Here is a 17,592-nt window from a genome sequence, read left to right as displayed (position 1 = left end):
AGTATGCTGCAACAATATATTTTCAGTATTGAGAAAAGCTATACTCTTTGTGAACATATGCAATTAAATTTTAAAAGATAGAGCATAAAGTTTTAAAACTAGATATTTAAAGACTATAAAAAGTAAATATGGGGGTATAAAGAAATGAAATTCAACAGAAAAGATATAATCAGGTTTCTTTTTCCAGAGTTACAGATAGTTGAAACTGTAAAGGAACACGGATTTATAGCAATGCCAAATAAAAGTAATAAGGAAAAGAAAATTCAAAATATGGAGCATGTAAATAGTGAGGGTAATACTTATTCTAAAAATAATTTCAGAGAGATGAACAAAACTACTAAACAGAATCTAGTTAATAAATTAGATGAATCACAGAGTGGAAATGTAGCAACATATCAACACAAGGACACTTCTAAGGTGAAGACTGATGATATAGTAGATGTATTTAGTAGTATTAGAGAAGAAATTGGAACCTTAGTTGTAGGACAAACAGATTATCTGGATAATCTCTGTACTGCATTTAAGCGTCCATTTATAACAGGATATGACAACTTAAAACCTAAGAATGCTATTATTATTCTTGGAAATAAAAGCACAGGAAAACATAGTAGCATATCTTGTATTGCAGATATTCTTAAACAGAGGAGAATTATTAATAGTAATAATATTTTAAAAATAGACCTCTCTTTGTATGCTACAACTTCGGATTATGAAGTATTTTTATCTGACTTATATAAATGTTTATATGGAGAATCTGATATTGTAATGTTTGATAATTGTGATAAGTGTCATTCTAGTATTATTGATGTAATAGAATCATTAACAATCACTGGTAAATATACCCTTAGTTCAAGATATGTATTTCAAAATAACAATCTTGTTGAATCAAATGGAATGCTTTTACAAAATTCAATAAGTGAGATAAGTTCAAATAATAAGTATTTTGTTTTTGTATCAGAGAAATCAGAAAATGATATGTTGAATATTTTTGGAACAAAATTTATGAATTGTATAGGAGATATACTTTATACTAAGAATTTTAATTATGAGGAACTTAAAAAGATATCATTGATACTAATTGAAGATTTAAAGATAAAATGCAGTAAAAATCTTTCAATGAATATAAACTGTGAAGATGCTATTTCTGAGTTGATTATATCAAATTACAAAGTTGCATTTGGAATAAGTAGTATGAGAGATTTTGTTGATTCTAATATATATAAGCCATTAGCAGAATTTAAATTAAAAAATACTATTGAAGATAATAATGTATTTTTATCAGTTAATGGTGAATTAATGATGCAAATTGATGATAAGTTTATAAGGCTAATTGATATTCTGCCTCAAAAGAATGTATCGGGTATTGATGATGTTAAAAAAGAATTAGAAAGTATAGTAGGGATTGAATCTGTAAAGCAGTATATTTTGGAACTTGAAGATAATTTAAAAATTCAAAAGTTACGAGAAAATGCTGGATTTAAGGCTACTAATATTTCAATGCACATGATATTTACAGGAAACCCTGGAACAGGTAAAACCACAATTGCACGGATAGTTGCTAAATATCTAAAAGCTCTTGGAATATTATCACAAGGTCAATTAAGAGAAGTTACTAGAGCTGATCTTGTAGGTCAATATGTTGGGCAGACAGCAAAATTAACCAATGATATTATAAAATCTTCTTTGGGAGGAGTTCTATTTATTGATGAAGCATATGCTCTTTGTAGAGATAAGCATGATACCTTTGGACTTGAAGCCATAGATACATTAGTTAAAGGAATTGAGGACAACAGGGATGATTTAGTTGTTATCTTGGCTGGATATAAAGAAGAAATGGAAGATTTTTTGAAAACTAATTCAGGTTTAAAATCACGCTTTCCAAACATAATTAATTTTGAAGACTATAAACCAGAAGAAATGTATGAAATTTCATTTATTACAGCAAAATCTAAAGGATATAAGGTTTCTGAGGATTGTAAAGAGCAACTCATAAAACTATTTGAAAAAAATCAAATTAAGGGCAGAAATGATAGCGGAAATGGTCGTCTTGCTAGAAATATAATAGAAAAGGCTATACTTAATCAATCTAAGAGATTGATAGTAGATTCTAATGCACCAATGAACTTATTATGTTACGAAGATTTTAAATTTGAAGAAGTAGGTAAGTTTAATTTAGAGGAAAGTCTTTCTAAGATTATTGGACTTGAGAATGTTAAAGAGTTTGTGAGAACTCAATATAAATTATTAATCGCACAAGAAAAACGTAGAAAAGCAGGAATGATTGTAGATACATCACAAGCTTTGAACATGATTTTTAGCGGGAATCCGGGTACTGGAAAGACAACAATAGCAAGACTTATTGCAGATATGTTTAAAGAGATGGGCTTGTTAAAATCAGGACATTTAATAGAAACTGATCGTAGTGGATTAGTGGCAGAATATGCAGGACAAACATCTAAGAAAACTGAAGAGGTATTTAGATCTTCTTTAGGAGGTATTTTATTTATAGATGAGGCCTATGCATTAGCAAATGATAATGGCGGCTTTGGAAAAGAAGCAATAGATACTCTCGTTAAACTTATAGAGGATTATAGAGGGGAAATAATTATTATTCTAGCTGGATATAGGAAAGAGATGGAAGAGTTTTTAAAAACTAACTCTGGGCTTCAATCTAGATTTCCACTTAATATAAATTTTCCAGATTATTCAGCAGATGAGCTATTTGGAATAGCTTTAAAGATGATTAAAGATACAGGTTTTAGGCTAGGAGAAGGAGCTGGTGAAGTCCTTAAGGAGGAAGTTATTCTATTGCAGAAACAGTCCAATGAACATTCTGGCAATGGACGTATGGTAAGAAATTATATTGAGGATATAATGAGAAAGCAATCAGCAAGAATTGCAATGAATGATATACCTGTAAATGAAATGAATATGATTATAAGTGACGATATACAACCTAAAGATAAATCAATAGTTAACTTTGATTTAGAAAGTGAATTATCTAAAATTATAGGACTTGAAGAAGTTAAGGAGTATATACGTAGTTTAAATGCAAGACTTAGAGTACAAAGAGAACGCAAAAAACTTGGGCTTGTAGCAGATAATACGCAGACGTTGCATATGATATTCAAGGGGAACCCTGGAACAGGAAAAACAATGGTTGCAAGAACAGTAGCAGATGTTTTATATAATATAGGTGTCATTAAAACAAATAAGTTAATAGAAACAGATAGGTCTGGACTTGTTGCAGGATATGTTGGACAAACAGCAATAAAAACTAAGGAAAAAGTTATGGAAGCTATAGATGGTGTACTGTTCATTGACGAAGCTTATTCACTTTCACAGGGTGGAACTAATGATTTTGGAAAAGAAGCAATAGATACATTAGTAAAACTAATGGATGATTATAGGGATAGAATAGTTATCATATTAGCAGGATATAGTGATGACATGGATGAATTTCTTGATGTAAATGCTGGATTAAAATCAAGATTCCCTAATATAATAAAATTTGAAGATTACTCTACAGAAGAGCTTATAGAGATATCTGGAATGTTGTTTAAGAGTAAAGGATATGAAATTGATTCATTAGCTAAAGATAAACTTAAAGATATACTTGACATAGTAAGACTTGAAGCACAGTTTGGAAATGGACGCTATGTACGTAACTTGTATGAAAAAGCAGTGAATAATCAAGCAATGCGATTAAGTACAGATATGGATTTAACAAAAGAAGATTTAACTACTATAGTTGATACGGATATAGAAAGGTTGTAATGAGATGAAAAAATTAAAAAATTTACTAGGATATATAATTGCTGCTATTTATTTTATTTTTCCTATGTGCTTAGTTTTGCTAATGTTAATTCTTATGCCACTATTTTTTATAACGGATGTTAGTACAGTTAGAAGTTCAGGATTTGCTGGTCAAAATACAGCAGGTTTATTTATAGGTATGTGTGGGCTTTTTACTGGAGTATCTCTTCTTATACCACCACTAAGGAAGATGTATAGAGTATTACCATGGTTGTATTCATTTGTAAAAATATTCTATGTTAATCTAATAATTCTTGGTATTGGACTTATAATATTAAATTTTGGTTATCAAACACAAAATAATACTCGTCATACTGTATTTTTTATTTTGATGATATTACAGGTTGTTATTTGTAGATTAGCAATGTGCATTTATTTTAAGATAAAGCCAGCAAAAATCATTAATGAGAGGTAAATTTATGAGTAATAAACAAAATAGTTTAAAAAAGGGTAATGATAAGATTAAGAAAAATTTTATAAATACAAATGAGAATACAAGAGAACAATTAAACATTCCTGATAATCAGTATAGTGAGGCTCAGGATGATATTGAATGTAGAAAAACAAATGTAATTGAAGAAAATAATGATGAATTTAATAAAAAAATTGAGCAAAAAAGAAAAGATAAGCCATTAAAGATTTTTGGATTGATATGTATTTCTTTTGGAATATGTTTTCTTATTTTTGAAGGAGTATCAAAAATAGATACTTCAGAATCAGCTAAAAATGCCCTTAAAAATAGAGTATCTACAGCTATTTCAGCAGGAACTATTCTCTTATCAAAGGATGAAAATACTCAAGCACAGGATTATACTATTACACATAAATCTAATGCAAATGATACTAAAATTTGGGTTTGGGATTACGCTGGTGAGGATGGTGACTATGTACAAGTACTTGTAGATGATGCTCCATTAGGGGAAGCATTTATGATTAAACACAAACCAAAAGAAATTATTGTACCAGCAGTAGGGAAAGTTCAAATAAAAGGAATAAGAGACGGCGGAGGTGGTATAACCTATGCAATTAGATATGATATTAATGGAACTAGCTATTTTAATGGTACCCCTGAAGGTGAATTAAATACTTATACATTAATTAAAGAATAAAATTAACCGGTACGGTCAATGAAGGGGGAGCTTTTTGAATAATAAATTTTTAAATCTTCCTAAAGAGAAGAAAAATGCAATTACATTTAGTAGTCAACCTAGCTCTCACTATAACCATGGAATAATTTACATCACTGCTTATTTATATATAGTTATCAGTGTTATATTATATTTATTTTAAATTTTATGAATTATAATTACATGTTTTCCCTATATAAGAAATTATTTGCGTTGTTAAAGTGTTTCTTTTATAATAAAATAATATATATCTATAAAAGAAAAAGAAGGTATATAAAATGTTTGACTTTAAATTTGACTGGCAAGATGATTTAAATACCAATATTGGGAGAATTGATGAACAGCATAAAGAACTTTTTAGAATTGCTCGTAATATAGAACAATTATTGATAACAAAATGTGCTACTGTAGATACTAAAATTCTTCTTGATATAATATGTGAGCTTAGAGAATATATTTCTTATAGCTTTTATGAAGAAGAAAAAATAATGAAAAAAGCTAATTACTCTAATTATGAAGAACATATAAAATCCCATAAGGAATTAAAAAAAGTGATTATGAATATTGAGCTATCAGTATTAAAGAAAAAGCCTTGTGAAGAATTAAAGAAAATTAAGGATTCTCTACAAGACTGGATTTTTCAGCACATGATGATAGAAGATAAAGCAATGGCAGAAGAAATATTAAAGAGTCCAACCTACATTTAGAATGTAAGTTGGACTCTTAAAATTTATTTCTTTTTACCTAAAATACGTATTAAGTATATAAATAAGTTAATAAAATCTAAATATAATTCTAAAGCAGCAATTATAGCAAACTTATTTGTGGTAGTGGCATCATAACCGTAATTTTGTTCATGTATTAATTTAACCTTTTGCATATCATAAGCTGTTAATGCACAGAAAACTGCAATACCAATATAATTAACAAACATAGATAACTCATCAGAACCTACAAAGAGATTGAATAAGCTAGTAACTAATATTCCAACAACCCCCATTATAGCAATTCTACCTACCATTGATAAGTCCTTTTTGGAGGTCATACCTATCATGCTACAACAAAAAAACATGGCAGAAGTTACTACAAAAATACTTATGATGGACTCGAGACTGTAGATAGTAAATATTGCCCCAAAAGTAAATCCGTTTACTATAGAATAGGTTATAAACATGGCAAAAGCAGCTTGAACAGAAAGTTTATTAATCTTTCTGCTAAGTAAAACTACTAAAGCTAATTCCACAACAATAATACCTATTACGAAAGCTGAGTTACTATAGATTAACATCATCATAGAAACATTAGTGGAAATAAAATAACCTACAGCAAAGGTAATTATTAGTCCGATGGCCATATATAATAAGGTCTTATTTATAAAATTATTTTGGCTCTTACTATATGAAATTTCATTCATAATATCACTCCTTCGATAAACATAATATATGTAATATTATACAATATATTAAGAATTAATAAACAGATTATATACATTAAAAGAAAAAATTCAGGAACTATTAATGTATTTTAAAGCAATTATAGAGGTGTTATAAGTAAAACATGAAGAAATGGAATAAACTTGGATACAATTTCAATGAAATGATATAATATTTATATTAATTTAAAAATTGTTTAGGATATTAAATAAGTGTAAAATCATGGAAATATTAAATTGCAATTATCAACATATGAATGTTATTTGGATTAAATGGGGGATAAAAATGGATAAAATATTAATTACAGGATCAGAGGGATTTTTTGCTTCAAGGTTTATAGAATACTATAGGGATAAGTATAATATTATAGAATTTGGAAGAACGGAACTAGATATAACTAATGAAGAGAAAACTATTAAAACTATAGAAAATAACAAACCAGATTATGTAATACACTCTGCTGCGATATCAGATACTGGAACTTGTGAAAGAAATCCAGAGTTATCCTATGATATAAATGTGAGAGGAACCATAAATGTAGCAAAGGGATGTAAAAATTCTAATAGTAAATTGATATATTTTAGCTCAGATCAGGTATATAGCAATAATAACTCCTTAGGTCCACACAATGAGGATAGTATTTTAATTCCTAAAACAGTATATGCTGCTCATAAAATAGAAGCTGAGAAAAAAATATTAGGGTTACTAGATGATGCAGTTATTTTAAGAATCACATGGCTTTTTAGTTTGCCAGAAAAAAATAAGAAAATAAAATCTAATCTAATTTGGAATATTATAAAAGGTGCTATGGAAAATAAAAAAGTAGAATTTCCAGAGTATGACTATAGGGGGATAACTTATGTCTATGATTTAATAGAAGCTTTTGATAAGATACTCAAATTACCTGAAGGAATATATAATGCCGGTAGTGAAAATGATTTAGGTGCTTATGACATTGCTAAAATTGTATTTAATGAATTGAACTTAACTAATAGAATTGAGGAACTTTTGGTTAAAAATAGTGATAGACATAGAGATATAAGAATAGCTAATGAAAAAATTAAGAAATATGATATACATTTTTTATCATCAGAAGAAGCAATTAAAAAATGTATAAGAGATTTTTCCTTTAAAATATAATAATAAAGAACAGGTTACAAATTTGTGCTATAGAAGTAATGTACACTGTAAAAAGTTAGGTACAATGGGATGAAGATATATAAATCCCTCAAATCTGCACGACTACAACAACTAGTTAAATATATAAATAGTTATATAGAGAACTATTTATATATTTTTATAGAAAAAGTTTTATATCCAATAATATAGTTTTATGGAGGATGAAATGGATAAAAAGATACTTATAGGAGAAATGGCTAAGATTCACAATATATCAACTCAGACACTAAGGTACTATGATTCTATTGGATTACTTAAGCCTAGACATAAAGATGAGGAGAATGGATATAGATATTATGATATTGAACAGTTTGCTCAGCTTGATTCTATTTTATTTTTAAAAAAGCTGGGAATGCCCCTTAAGGATATAAAAAAGTATTTTTCAAATAGAAATCTTAAAATACTAATTGATCTCCTTAATAAGAAAGAGAAGGACATAGATAAGGAAATTGAACTTTTAGAAAGATATAAAAAAAGTATCTCTAAAAAACTTGAGTTTTTGGAAGAAAGTATAGAAGAAGCTAGACTTGAAGAATGTGAAATAGTTGATTTAGAGGATAGAGATATAATATATATTTCTTTAAATGATAGAACAGATATATATAGTGTAGAATATGGTATAAAAGAATTAAGTAATAGATTGGGAGATAATCTTTGTTTATTTGATGGAAGAATAGGAGCTTTTATCTCACAAGAAGATATTTTAAGTAAAAAGTATACTACCTTCAGAGATATTGCTTTAATTTTTGATCATGGGATTTTCAACCATAAAAATATAAAAACTTTGCATAAAGGAAGATATGCAAGGATAATTTATAGAGGCCTCTATGATTATGCAGAAAGTTACTTTAATAAGCTTATAAATTTTATGGATATAAATGGACTAGAGAGTGTTGGAGATGGCATAGTTCTTACCATAACTGATTCTGCTTTTTCTTCAAAGGAAGAAGAGTATTTAACAGAAATACAAATTCCTTTAAAATAAATGATTGACATTATAGTTACTATAAGGTTTAGAATATAAACTTGTGAGAGATAAGAGTGCTAGATTGATTACACATCAAATAAATTATTTTAAGTAGGTGATATTATGAACTTTGTAGAATTAACAGAAATGAGATTAAAGAAATTATTGATAAAATTTTTGTTTCCTAGCATATTAGCTATGCTAGCAACGTCAGTAAATATTCTTTGTGATACCATATTTATAAGTCAAGGAGTTGGAAAAGAGGGCCTTTCGGCTTTAGGAATAGCTATACCTATATATAATGTATATAATGCCCTATCCCTTTTAATAGGAATGGGAGGTGCTACCTTATACTCTATTAATATGGGTAAAAAGAACAATGAAAAAGCAAATCAGGTCTTTAATACATCAATTTTTATAGCAATTATAATAGGGTTAAGCATTTCTATTTTTGGTTATATTTTTTCAAAAAATATAGCTATAATGTTTGGAGCCTCACAACAAATATTAGGGCTTTCTGATGAATATCTAAAAATAATATTATTATCAGGTATAAATTTTATATTATCAGGCGTTTTACAGGCATTTATAAGAAATGATGGTGCTCCAAAGCTTTCTATGGTTGCCGGAATTACTGGTAACATGTTTAATGTGGTTTTTGACTATGTATTTATTTTTGTACTTGACATGGGTATGAGAGGTGCTGCCATAGCAACGGCTATAGCACCAATGGTAACTTTAATAATTATAGCTACTAAATTTATTAAAAAATCTGGACATCTTAGATTCAACTATAACTCAATTAAAATTCCATATATTACAAATATATTTAAGGTAGGGATATCAAGCTCATTCATTGAGGTATCTGGAGCTATTGTTATAATACTATTTAATTATATTTTAATAGATATGATAGGCGAGATTGGAGTAGCTGCGTATAGTATTATTAGTAATATTGCTTTAATTGGAGTTGCAATATTATCTGGAATAAGCCAAGCTATTCAGCCAATAGTAAGTGTTAATTTTGGAGCTGAACATTATGATAGAGTAATTAAAACTAGAAAAGCAGCCATATACATTGCAATTGCCTTTGGAATAGTATTTTTCTTAGTAGGAAATATCTTTACAAAAGAAGTAATTAGCTTTTTTAATAATTCAGACTTAAAGCTTATTGAAATTACAGCTAGAGGTATGAGAATATATTTCGTAGCATTTATATTTATTGGAATTAATATGGTTAATATATCATTTTTCCAAGCAATTAGTCATGCTAAGATATCAAATACCATGTCTATTATAAAGAGTTTTGCATTAGTATTAATTAATCTATCTATTCTTCCGAAAGTATTCGGTATAAATGGATTATGGTCCACTATACCAGTTGCAGAATTTATTACTTTAATCATTGGTATATTTATAGTTAAATATAATATGAATTACTTAAAGTCTAAGGCATAAAATTAATGAATAAAGTTACAGCATATAAATTTGCTTCTATGCACATTTATATGCTGTATTTTTATATAAATATATAGATGAAAATTAAAAAAATGGAAAAACTACTTCACATGTCGTAGTAATTGTGATATATTATAATTACTACGACAGATAAAGTACGATAGGCAGAGTAATTGCATAATATACACTAAAGATATAGTTATATATGAAATAGTAAGTAGTAGGTGGAGAAAGGAGGATAACATTTGATAAGTAGTGATGTTATTAGAGGATATAATGATACTATAATTCTTTTCACTCTCCTAGATAGGGAGTCCTATGGATATGAGATATCTAAAACTATAAAAAAACTATCAGAGGAAAAATATATTATAAAGGAAACAACATTATATTCTGCCTTTACAAGGCTGGAAAACAACGGTTATATAGAATCTTTTTATGGAGATGAGACCTTTGGAAAGAGAAGAACTTACTATAGAATCACACAAAAAGGACTGGATTACTACAAAGAAAAGTGTGAAGAATGGAAGGTTATTAAAGAAGTAATGAGTAAATTTATAAAGGAGATGGATAAGTATGGAGACCATTAGAAATTATTTAGAAAATATTTTTTCAAGTTTACCAAAATCAGCAGAAATTATAAAATTAAAAGATGAGTTGCTTTCTAATATGGAAGAAAAATATTGGGAACTTAAAGAAAGTGGAAAAACTGAAAATGAAGCTATCGGAATTGTAATTTCTGAGTTTGGGAACATTGATGAGTTAATAAAGGAGTTGGGAATTGAAAATAGAAAGCAATTAGATAATATTCCAACTATTACCATGAAAGAAGCAGAAAATTACATGAGGGATAAAGTTAAATATGGAAAGCTTATTGCTGTTGGTGTTATGTTATGTATATTAGCACCAGCAATACTAATGTTTACTCATAATATTATAATAGGTGGAGTATTTGGTACAGAAATTAATGTGGAAACTTTAGAAGGACTCAGTGTTATCCCATTATTTATTCTTATAGCTATTGCTGTGGGGCTATTTATCTATGCTGGTACTCAACTTGACAAGTATAAGTATTTAGAAGATGATTTCATATGTCCACTACATGTGCAGCAAAGAGTAAAAATTAAAAAAGAAGAATTCTCATCCAATTTTACTAAATTAAATATAATTGGAGTTACACTTTGTGTACTGTCACCTGTTGCGTTAATTGGTATATCAGCAATTGGAGGGTATGATAATGACATATTATCTAATTATGGAGCAATCGTATTATTAATAATGGTAGCTATTGCAGTTTTTATATTTGTAAGAGTAGGAAATATAAATAATAGCTATAATGCACTTTTACAAATTGAAGAATATTCATCAAAATGTAAGGAAAATAATACAGCTATAGGTGATGTTGCATCAGTTGTATGGCCTATTGCCACAGCAATATTTTTGATTTGGGGTTTAGGATTTAATGGATGGCATATTTGTTGGATTATATTCCCTATTACTGGAATACTATTTGGAGCTTTTAGTGGATTATATGCCTTAATAAAGCGTAACAATAAAAGATAATTTAGTATAATAGCTAGTCATAAACTTAAAGTTTGACTAGCTATTATACTTTTAGCAAAGATTTTTATTTATACTGGAGCTAACTCTCCAGTGGTGGAATCCATAATAAAACCATAGACGTTAATATCTTTTGGTATTAGAGGATGTTTTGTAATGATATCTACTGTTTCAGCTACTGAAGTATTAACATTATCAAATCCACTTAACCATGAATCAAAGTCAACTCCGAAGTATTTAACCAAATTAATTTGATCTTCAGTAATGTTTCTAAGTTTCATTTTTTCAATAATCTTTTTACTATTCATGTGTTGTGCTCCACAGTCTGTATGACCAATTACAAAAATTTCTTCAACCCCTAAATCATATATAGCTACTAGTAAGCTACGAGCTACACTTCCAAAGGGATGAGATATTGAACCACCAGCATTTTTGATAATTTTTACATCACCATTTTTAAATCCAAGGGCAGCGGGAAGAAGTTCCGTTAGCCTAGTATCCATACATGTAACTATGGCTATTTTTTTATCTGGATATTTACTTGTAATATATCTTTCATATTTTTTATTTTCTACAAATTCCTTATTGTATTTCAAAATTTCATCTATCATGTTTTCACTTCCTCAATATAAGTATTATCAAGTGTAAAAAGTAAATTTTAAATATCTTAATAGTGTTATACAAATACTTAATTATCACTTAATAAATAGATTTTATTTTAAATGTGAACTAAATACAAGGAATTTCTAATTTTTTTCATAATATAAAAAATAAATTTAAAATGAACTTGAAAATAATATAATGATTGGTTAATTATAGAAATATATAAATTATTTATAATAATTACTAGTGAATATGATGTAATGGAATAGATTAACAAGAGTATTCTTATATGATATAATATTATTCAGAGTATAATAATTATTATGATAATTTGTTAATTTACTATCTAAAGGAAATAAAGTTATATATTTGACTTTAGGTGTTGGGGGAGTTGATGCTATGGTAGATAAACTTTCTGTTTTATTTATGTATTGGATAATCTACAGTTTGTTAGGATGGATAGTAGAAACAATATATTGCTCTGTTCTTGATGGCTATTTTGTAGAAAGAGGTTTTTTAAATGGGCCATTGTGTCCTATATATGGTTTTGGAGCACTTTTTGTTTTATTATTGCTAAATCAATATAGTGATAATGTAGTTATAGTATTTATTTTTGGTATGATCTATACAACTATTATAGAGTATATAACTAGTTTTATTATGGAAAAATTATTTAAAATGAGATGGTGGGATTATTCTGATTACAAATTTAATATTAGAGGAAGAGTTTGTTTGAGAAACTCTTTTTTGTTTGGGTTTCTATGTGTTGTACTAATTGAGATAATACATCCTTTCACAGAGAATATTATGACTAGAATTCCAATAACAATAGTATACTTATTATCTATTTGTATTTTAATATCTGTTCTAGTAGATTTATTCATATCTATAAATTCCATAGTAAATCTTAATCGTAAGTTAGAAGAAATTCATTATGTTAAAGAAGAAATATGGATTAAATTATATGAAGAGGGTATAGTAAGAAAATTAGAAAACCTACGTGTAATAACAGATAGCAAATTAAATAACCTAAAGGAATTAAAGGAAAATTTAACTGAATTTAAAGAAAATATATCTATAGATAAAGTAGAAATATCCCTTCGTAAAAAGTATAAGTCTCTCTTAATGGAAACTAAGTATGTGGAGCGGAGATTAATATGTGCCTTTCCTAGATTAAAATCTCAAAGATATAATGAAGCTTTACATGAATTACGAAAGGCTATAAAGGACATTGAAAATGAAGATTATTTTAAAAAAATATTGAAATTTATAAAAAAGGTTTTTAAAAGAAGTAATAATTTTTAAAGTTATAAAACATTAATTTGTATAAAAAGAGTGTATATAGTATTAGAAGTATTGTCTTTAAATTAACTTGTAAAGGAGAATGATAATGTTTGCTTCAAAGGAAAATGGAGATGGAAAAAAGACTAGAATATTTATGTGGTCGAAAAATTCTACAAGAAATGATGTTATCAACATTGCGTGGCCTGTTCTGTTAGAACTTCTTATGGGTTCCCTTTTTGGAATGGTAGATATGATGATGCTTGGAAGAATGGGCGATAATTCATTGGCTGCAGCTTCTGTATCTGCTGTAGGTATGACAAATCAGCCATTATTTATAGGATTGTCTCTTGTGCAAGCTTTAAATGTTGGTGGAACAGCAATGATTGCTAGATACCTTGGATCAAAAAGAACAGATAAAATAGAAACTACTTTAAAGCATGTAATACTATTGAGTTTGATAATGTTAGCTATACCTATATCGGTATTAGGAATAATTTTTACTGGACCAATTATGAAATTTATGGGGGCAGCAAATGATACGTTACAAGTAGGTGGAAGCTATTTTAAAATTATTATGGTTGGATTTATATTTCAATCTTTTAATATGTCAATATCTGCAGCACTTAGAGGTATTGGAGAAACAAAAACACCTATGAAGATAAATTTAAGAGCTAACTTTTTTAATGTTATTGGGAATGCAGTTCTTATATATGGTCTTTTTGGACTTCCTAAGCTTGGTGTTACAGGAGCTGGAATATCTACGGCTATATCTAATGTAATAGCAAGTGTATTTTTATTTAGGTATATTATAAAAGGTAAAAGCATAATTAAATTAGATATTAAAAAATCATTTAAAATTGATAAAAATATTATTTATAATCTAGTAAAGATAGGTGTACCTGCATCCCTTGAGCAGTTAGTTTTAAGAGCTGGAGTACTTATGTTTGTAAGAATAGTTGCAGGACTAGGAACTGTAGTGTATGCATCACATCAAATATCATTAAATATATTAAGTCTTTCTTTTCAACCAGGACAAGCTTTTGGAATTGCAGCTTCATCCCTGGTAGGTAGAAGCATAGGGGCTAAAGAGCTTTCAAAGGCGGAGAGTTATGCCAAGGAAACCAGAAAGATTGGTTCCTTGATATCCACTTTTATGGCTATAATTTTCTTTTTTTTTGGTCCGCAGATTGTAGGTTTATATTCAAAAGATCCAAGGATTATACAAAATGCATCTATAGCTTTAAAAATAATAGCATTAGTTCAACCATTTCAATCATCACAACTAATATTAGCAGGAGCTTTAAGAGGTGCAGGGGACACCTTCTGGCCACTAGTTGCTACCTTTGTTGGGGTATTATTAATAAGAGTTGTTTTAGCTCACTTGCTTGTAAATATATTTGGATATGGATTAGCAGGAGCATGGATGGCTGTATTCATGGATCAATTTGTAAGATGGTTTTTTGTTTACATGAGATTTAGAACAGGAAAATGGAAATATATAAAAATAAGGTAGATATACATATACATTATAAAGGTATCTTAAATAGATACTTATAAAGCCTTAGTATGGATAATATTTTATTTAATTTACTTTAGGTTTTATATGATTAGAGTATAGTGTAGTAATGAATAAATTATAAGTTAAGAGGGAAAGCATGGATGAAATAAAAAAATTATTTGATTTGAATATTGGACTAGTATTAGCCGGTGGAGGTGCAAAAGGTGCCTATGAGGCAGGGGTATTTAAGGCACTTTGGGAGTTAGACATAATAAGAAGAGTTTCCGTTGTATCAGGAACGTCAATTGGCACAATAAATGGACTTTTATTATCTATGAATGATAATAGTATAATGGACAAGAGTTGGTCAAGTCTAACTTATTCTAGATTTATTAATCATGAAAGTCTGGCAAGAGATTTAAAGATTTCTCAGTTAATAAAAAAAGCTAAGAATATAGGTAAGGAACAAAAATTTAATGAACTGCTTAGTGTAAGTGATATAGGTTTGCTTTCTCAAAGTGGCATACGTAAGTTTATTGAGGAGTATGTTGATTTAAAAGTAATTAAAGAGTCAAGAAAAACTCTCTATGCGTGTGCATATAATATAGACCTGAAAACACCTGAGTATTTTAGATTAAATGATTATGACAATGAGAAACTTATAGACATTGTACTTGCGTCCTGTGCAGTACCATTTATTTTTAAGCCTATAAATATAAATGAGTATAGATATTCAGATGGGGGTATAAATAGTCCTAAATATGATTATCAAAATGCAGATAATGTACCAATAGCTCCTCTTAAAAATCATAATTGTGATGTTATCATAGTTGTACATTTATCTTATAAGCATCAATTAGATAGAACAGGATTTGAAGACTGCAATATTATTGAAATATATCCTTCTATGCATTTAGAAGCAGTAAGTGGTATAGGTACAGTTAATATAAGACAAAGTACATTAAATCAACATATTGACCTGGGATATCGAGATGGGCTTTCAATTTTATCCCCTATGATAATAGACATGATGAAGGGAAAATCGCTAGGGAAGTTAATTGAAAAGCATGAGGAATATAACAAAGAATTACTAAGTAATAATCATTTCTTTTAAAAAGTGGTATCATAGATTTCCATATATATTGGAAGCTATGATACCATTTTAAAGTTATATTTTATTCCCAATAGGTAGTAGCTAAGGTCAATTCTTCTCCATCTTCATTTATGATATCATGAGTACATATATATCCAGTTTGTGATTTTTCAATTTTGGTATGAACTTTTATTCTATGACCATAATAGGTTTCTTTTTTATATACTACTGTAATCTCACGCATTTCATAATTTAAAGCAATATCCAATGGTATAGATTCAATTATCCAACTTACATATTTTACATTATTAACATGTTGATTAGTGTCTATATCACTATATCTTATATCAAAGGCCTTTTCAGTGTCCCAACTATCTAAAGGTTTCAATGAGGAATGAATAAAGCGTTCATTTTCATCCTTGGATATATTGTATGCGGCATACATATCATCGCTTACCTTTACAGGTCGTCTTTTAGTTGAATCAACTAAGAGCCATATAGACCGTCCATCCACTATTAAGTTACCTAAACTATCTTCAATATAATTTGTTCTATATGCGTAATATTTATAGAAAGAATTTGCTCTCGTAGATACTTTTAAGTTCTCATCATACAAAGGGTACCTATTTATTTTTATATTCCACTGTGTTAATATCCATCCTTTATTATTTGTCATTAGGTACTCTACACCAACACCACGGCTATCAGATTGTACAGAGCATATGTCCATAAGATAATTCATAATAGTGGAAATTAAAGCTCTTTTCTTGGCATCCACTTCATAATAGTGTACATTATAACTTTTACTAGTTATTAAACTCATGCTAATACCTCCTACGGTAATAATAAATGTTACTAAGGCATAAGAATATTTTACCACAAAGTTAGGGCTTATTTTGCATTTATAATTAAACTAATCTGTAAATATAATAAATTTTTCAAACTATTTAATAAAGTATATGTAAATTAAAATGAATTACGCAAATATGTTTAGATAAGTATAAAAATAAAATTCAACTATGTAAAGTAACTGTTGTATATAAACAGTTTATAAAATAAACTATTTATATAGTAGATTTGATAGTATAGAATTATGTATTGATAATTTAAATAAGTGGATGAGGGTAAATAGTATGATAGAAAAGATAAAGTATTGGGCAAAAAAGTTAAAAGCACATATAGATACCTTGTATCTTGTATATAAAAAAAGAAGCACACCATGGTATGCAAAGGTAGTAGTTGCAATAACTATAGGCTATGCGTTTAGTCCAGTAGATTTAATACCGGACTTTATACCTATTTTGGGATTTTTGGATGATGCTATCTTATTACCTGTTCTGATTTGGCTGTCCTTAAAGCTCATTCCAAAAGAAGTTATAGAAAGTTGCAGACTTGAAGCAGAAAATATTTTTAAGGAAGGAAAACCTAAAAATTATGTAGCCAGTGGAATTATTATATCAATATGGATATTAATAGCATTAGTTATAATAAATAAAAGTTTGCCATAGAAATATAAAAATCGATTTTTATTAAGGAAGATATAGGTAGATGGAATATTAACTAAAATGTAATTA

17 protein-coding genes are annotated in these 17,592 nt (G+C 28.1%); 14 read left to right on the top strand and 3 right to left on the bottom strand.

Going from position 1 to position 17,592, the window contains the following annotated elements; translation table 11 throughout:
• Nucleotides 1-144 precede the first annotated feature (144 nt).
• From B3B03_RS08540 to B3B03_RS08520, 5 genes are all read left to right on the top strand, one after another.
• Entirely contained in the window at nucleotides 145-3,777 is a 3,633-nt protein-coding gene (locus B3B03_RS08540) for an AAA family ATPase (RefSeq protein WP_346876999.1), read from the top strand.
• A 4-nt stretch (nucleotides 3,778-3,781) separates the two neighbouring features.
• Nucleotides 3,782-4,231, top strand: coding sequence for a hypothetical protein (locus tag B3B03_RS08535; RefSeq protein WP_346876998.1), 450 nt, complete (start codon nucleotides 3,782-3,784; stop codon nucleotides 4,229-4,231).
• A 4-nt stretch (nucleotides 4,232-4,235) separates the two neighbouring features.
• Nucleotides 4,236-4,925: a hypothetical protein gene (locus B3B03_RS08530; protein ID WP_346846466.1), complete on the top strand. Its 690-nt coding sequence runs from the start codon at nucleotides 4,236-4,238 to the stop codon at nucleotides 4,923-4,925.
• A gap of 34 nt (nucleotides 4,926-4,959) precedes the next feature.
• On the top strand, nucleotides 4,960-5,106 hold the full coding sequence (locus B3B03_RS08525; RefSeq protein ID WP_346846467.1) for a hypothetical protein: 147 nt from the start codon (nucleotides 4,960-4,962) through the stop codon (nucleotides 5,104-5,106).
• A 115-nt stretch (nucleotides 5,107-5,221) separates the two neighbouring features.
• A complete protein-coding gene (locus B3B03_RS08520; protein ID WP_346846468.1) occupies nucleotides 5,222-5,650 on the top strand; it encodes a hemerythrin family protein in 429 nt (142 codons plus the stop codon).
• Nucleotides 5,651-5,673: 23 nt separating this feature from the next.
• Here the strand turns inward: B3B03_RS08520 and B3B03_RS08515 are convergent, their stop codons facing one another.
• The gene (locus B3B03_RS08515) at nucleotides 5,674-6,357 is read right to left on the bottom strand and encodes a Bax inhibitor-1/YccA family protein (RefSeq protein ID WP_346846469.1); all 684 of its coding nucleotides are present in this window, start codon (nucleotides 6,355-6,357) and stop codon (nucleotides 5,674-5,676) included.
• 304 nt (nucleotides 6,358-6,661) lie between these two features.
• Here B3B03_RS08515 and B3B03_RS08510 point away from each other — a divergent pair, with 304 nt between their 5' ends.
• The 5 genes from B3B03_RS08510 to B3B03_RS08490 all read left to right on the top strand — a co-directional run bounded on the left by B3B03_RS08510 (nucleotide 6,662) and on the right by B3B03_RS08490 (nucleotide 11,543).
• Nucleotides 6,662-7,516 (top strand): SDR family oxidoreductase, encoded by an 855-nt coding sequence (locus B3B03_RS08510; protein WP_346846470.1) that lies wholly within the window; start codon nucleotides 6,662-6,664, stop codon nucleotides 7,514-7,516.
• Between the two features lie 205 nt (nucleotides 7,517-7,721).
• Nucleotides 7,722-8,540: a MerR family transcriptional regulator gene (locus B3B03_RS08505; RefSeq protein ID WP_346846471.1), complete on the top strand. Its 819-nt coding sequence runs from the start codon at nucleotides 7,722-7,724 to the stop codon at nucleotides 8,538-8,540.
• A 105-nt stretch (nucleotides 8,541-8,645) separates the two neighbouring features.
• On the top strand, nucleotides 8,646-9,980 hold the full coding sequence (locus tag B3B03_RS08500) for an MATE family efflux transporter (protein WP_346846472.1): 1,335 nt from the start codon (nucleotides 8,646-8,648) through the stop codon (nucleotides 9,978-9,980).
• Between the two features lie 245 nt (nucleotides 9,981-10,225).
• Nucleotides 10,226-10,570, top strand: a complete 345-nt coding sequence (locus B3B03_RS08495) for a YjcQ family protein (protein ID WP_150844531.1) — start codon at nucleotides 10,226-10,228, stop codon at nucleotides 10,568-10,570.
• Nucleotides 10,557-11,543 carry a permease prefix domain 1-containing protein gene (locus tag B3B03_RS08490; RefSeq protein ID WP_346876997.1) on the top strand — a complete coding sequence of 329 codons (987 nt, stop codon included), beginning with the start codon at nucleotides 10,557-10,559 and terminating at the stop codon, nucleotides 11,541-11,543. Before B3B03_RS08495 ends, B3B03_RS08490 begins: the two co-directional genes overlap by 14 nt.
• A 68-nt stretch (nucleotides 11,544-11,611) precedes the next feature.
• Here B3B03_RS08490 and B3B03_RS08485 read toward each other — a convergent pair whose 3' ends face one another.
• Nucleotides 11,612-12,151, bottom strand: coding sequence for a carbonic anhydrase (locus B3B03_RS08485; RefSeq protein ID WP_150844529.1), 540 nt, complete (start codon nucleotides 12,149-12,151; stop codon nucleotides 11,612-11,614).
• 391 nt (nucleotides 12,152-12,542) lie between these two features.
• On the opposite strand from B3B03_RS08485, the gene B3B03_RS08480 reads away from it, so the two are divergent.
• From B3B03_RS08480 to B3B03_RS08470, 3 genes are all read left to right on the top strand, one after another.
• A complete protein-coding gene (locus B3B03_RS08480) occupies nucleotides 12,543-13,448 on the top strand; it encodes a putative ABC transporter permease (protein WP_346846474.1) in 906 nt (301 codons plus the stop codon).
• An 85-nt stretch (nucleotides 13,449-13,533) separates the two neighbouring features.
• Nucleotides 13,534-14,940 (top strand): MATE family efflux transporter, encoded by a 1,407-nt coding sequence (locus B3B03_RS08475; protein WP_346876996.1) that lies wholly within the window; start codon nucleotides 13,534-13,536, stop codon nucleotides 14,938-14,940.
• Between the two features lie 142 nt (nucleotides 14,941-15,082).
• Nucleotides 15,083-16,039: a patatin-like phospholipase family protein gene (locus B3B03_RS08470; protein ID WP_346876995.1), complete on the top strand. Its 957-nt coding sequence runs from the start codon at nucleotides 15,083-15,085 to the stop codon at nucleotides 16,037-16,039.
• A gap of 61 nt (nucleotides 16,040-16,100) precedes the next feature.
• Here the strand turns inward: B3B03_RS08470 and B3B03_RS08465 are convergent, their stop codons facing one another.
• A complete protein-coding gene (locus B3B03_RS08465; RefSeq protein ID WP_346876994.1) occupies nucleotides 16,101-16,841 on the bottom strand; it encodes an acyl-[acyl-carrier-protein] thioesterase in 741 nt (246 codons plus the stop codon).
• Between the two features lie 310 nt (nucleotides 16,842-17,151).
• Here B3B03_RS08465 and B3B03_RS08460 point away from each other — a divergent pair, with 310 nt between their 5' ends.
• Nucleotides 17,152-17,526, top strand: a complete 375-nt coding sequence (locus B3B03_RS08460; protein WP_346876993.1) for a YkvA family protein — start codon at nucleotides 17,152-17,154, stop codon at nucleotides 17,524-17,526.
• Nucleotides 17,527-17,592 lie beyond the last annotated feature (66 nt).

Source organism: Clostridium sp. UBA5712 (assembly GCF_002419845.1).
Taxonomy (GTDB): Bacteria; Bacillota; Clostridia; order Clostridiales; family Clostridiaceae; genus Clostridium_J; species Clostridium_J sulfidigenes.
Note: the sequence above shows the minus strand (reverse complement) of the source record. Positions and strands in the feature narration are given on the sequence as shown.

Coding starts and splice junctions, on each gene's coding strand:
- B3B03_RS08535 (WP_346876998.1), top strand. CDS start 3,782: ATGAAAAAATTAAAAAATTTACTAGGATATATAATTGCTGCTATTTAT.
- B3B03_RS08490 (WP_346876997.1), top strand. CDS start 10,557: ATGGAGACCATTAGAAATTATTTAGAAAATATTTTTTCAAGTTTACCA.
- B3B03_RS08540 (WP_346876999.1), top strand. CDS start 145: ATGAAATTCAACAGAAAAGATATAATCAGGTTTCTTTTTCCAGAGTTA.
- B3B03_RS08510 (WP_346846470.1), top strand. CDS start 6,662: ATGGATAAAATATTAATTACAGGATCAGAGGGATTTTTTGCTTCAAGG.
- B3B03_RS08480 (WP_346846474.1), top strand. CDS start 12,543: ATGGTAGATAAACTTTCTGTTTTATTTATGTATTGGATAATCTACAGT.
- B3B03_RS08505 (WP_346846471.1), top strand. CDS start 7,722: ATGGATAAAAAGATACTTATAGGAGAAATGGCTAAGATTCACAATATA.
- B3B03_RS08515 (WP_346846469.1), bottom strand. CDS start 6,357: ATGAATGAAATTTCATATAGTAAGAGCCAAAATAATTTTATAAATAAG.
- B3B03_RS08500 (WP_346846472.1), top strand. CDS start 8,646: ATGAACTTTGTAGAATTAACAGAAATGAGATTAAAGAAATTATTGATA.
- B3B03_RS08520 (WP_346846468.1), top strand. CDS start 5,222: ATGTTTGACTTTAAATTTGACTGGCAAGATGATTTAAATACCAATATT.
- B3B03_RS08460 (WP_346876993.1), top strand. CDS start 17,152: ATGATAGAAAAGATAAAGTATTGGGCAAAAAAGTTAAAAGCACATATA.
- B3B03_RS08470 (WP_346876995.1), top strand. CDS start 15,083: ATGGATGAAATAAAAAAATTATTTGATTTGAATATTGGACTAGTATTA.
- B3B03_RS08475 (WP_346876996.1), top strand. CDS start 13,534: ATGTTTGCTTCAAAGGAAAATGGAGATGGAAAAAAGACTAGAATATTT.
- B3B03_RS08530 (WP_346846466.1), top strand. CDS start 4,236: ATGAGTAATAAACAAAATAGTTTAAAAAAGGGTAATGATAAGATTAAG.
- B3B03_RS08485 (WP_150844529.1), bottom strand. CDS start 12,151: ATGATAGATGAAATTTTGAAATACAATAAGGAATTTGTAGAAAATAAA.
- B3B03_RS08465 (WP_346876994.1), bottom strand. CDS start 16,841: ATGAGTTTAATAACTAGTAAAAGTTATAATGTACACTATTATGAAGTG.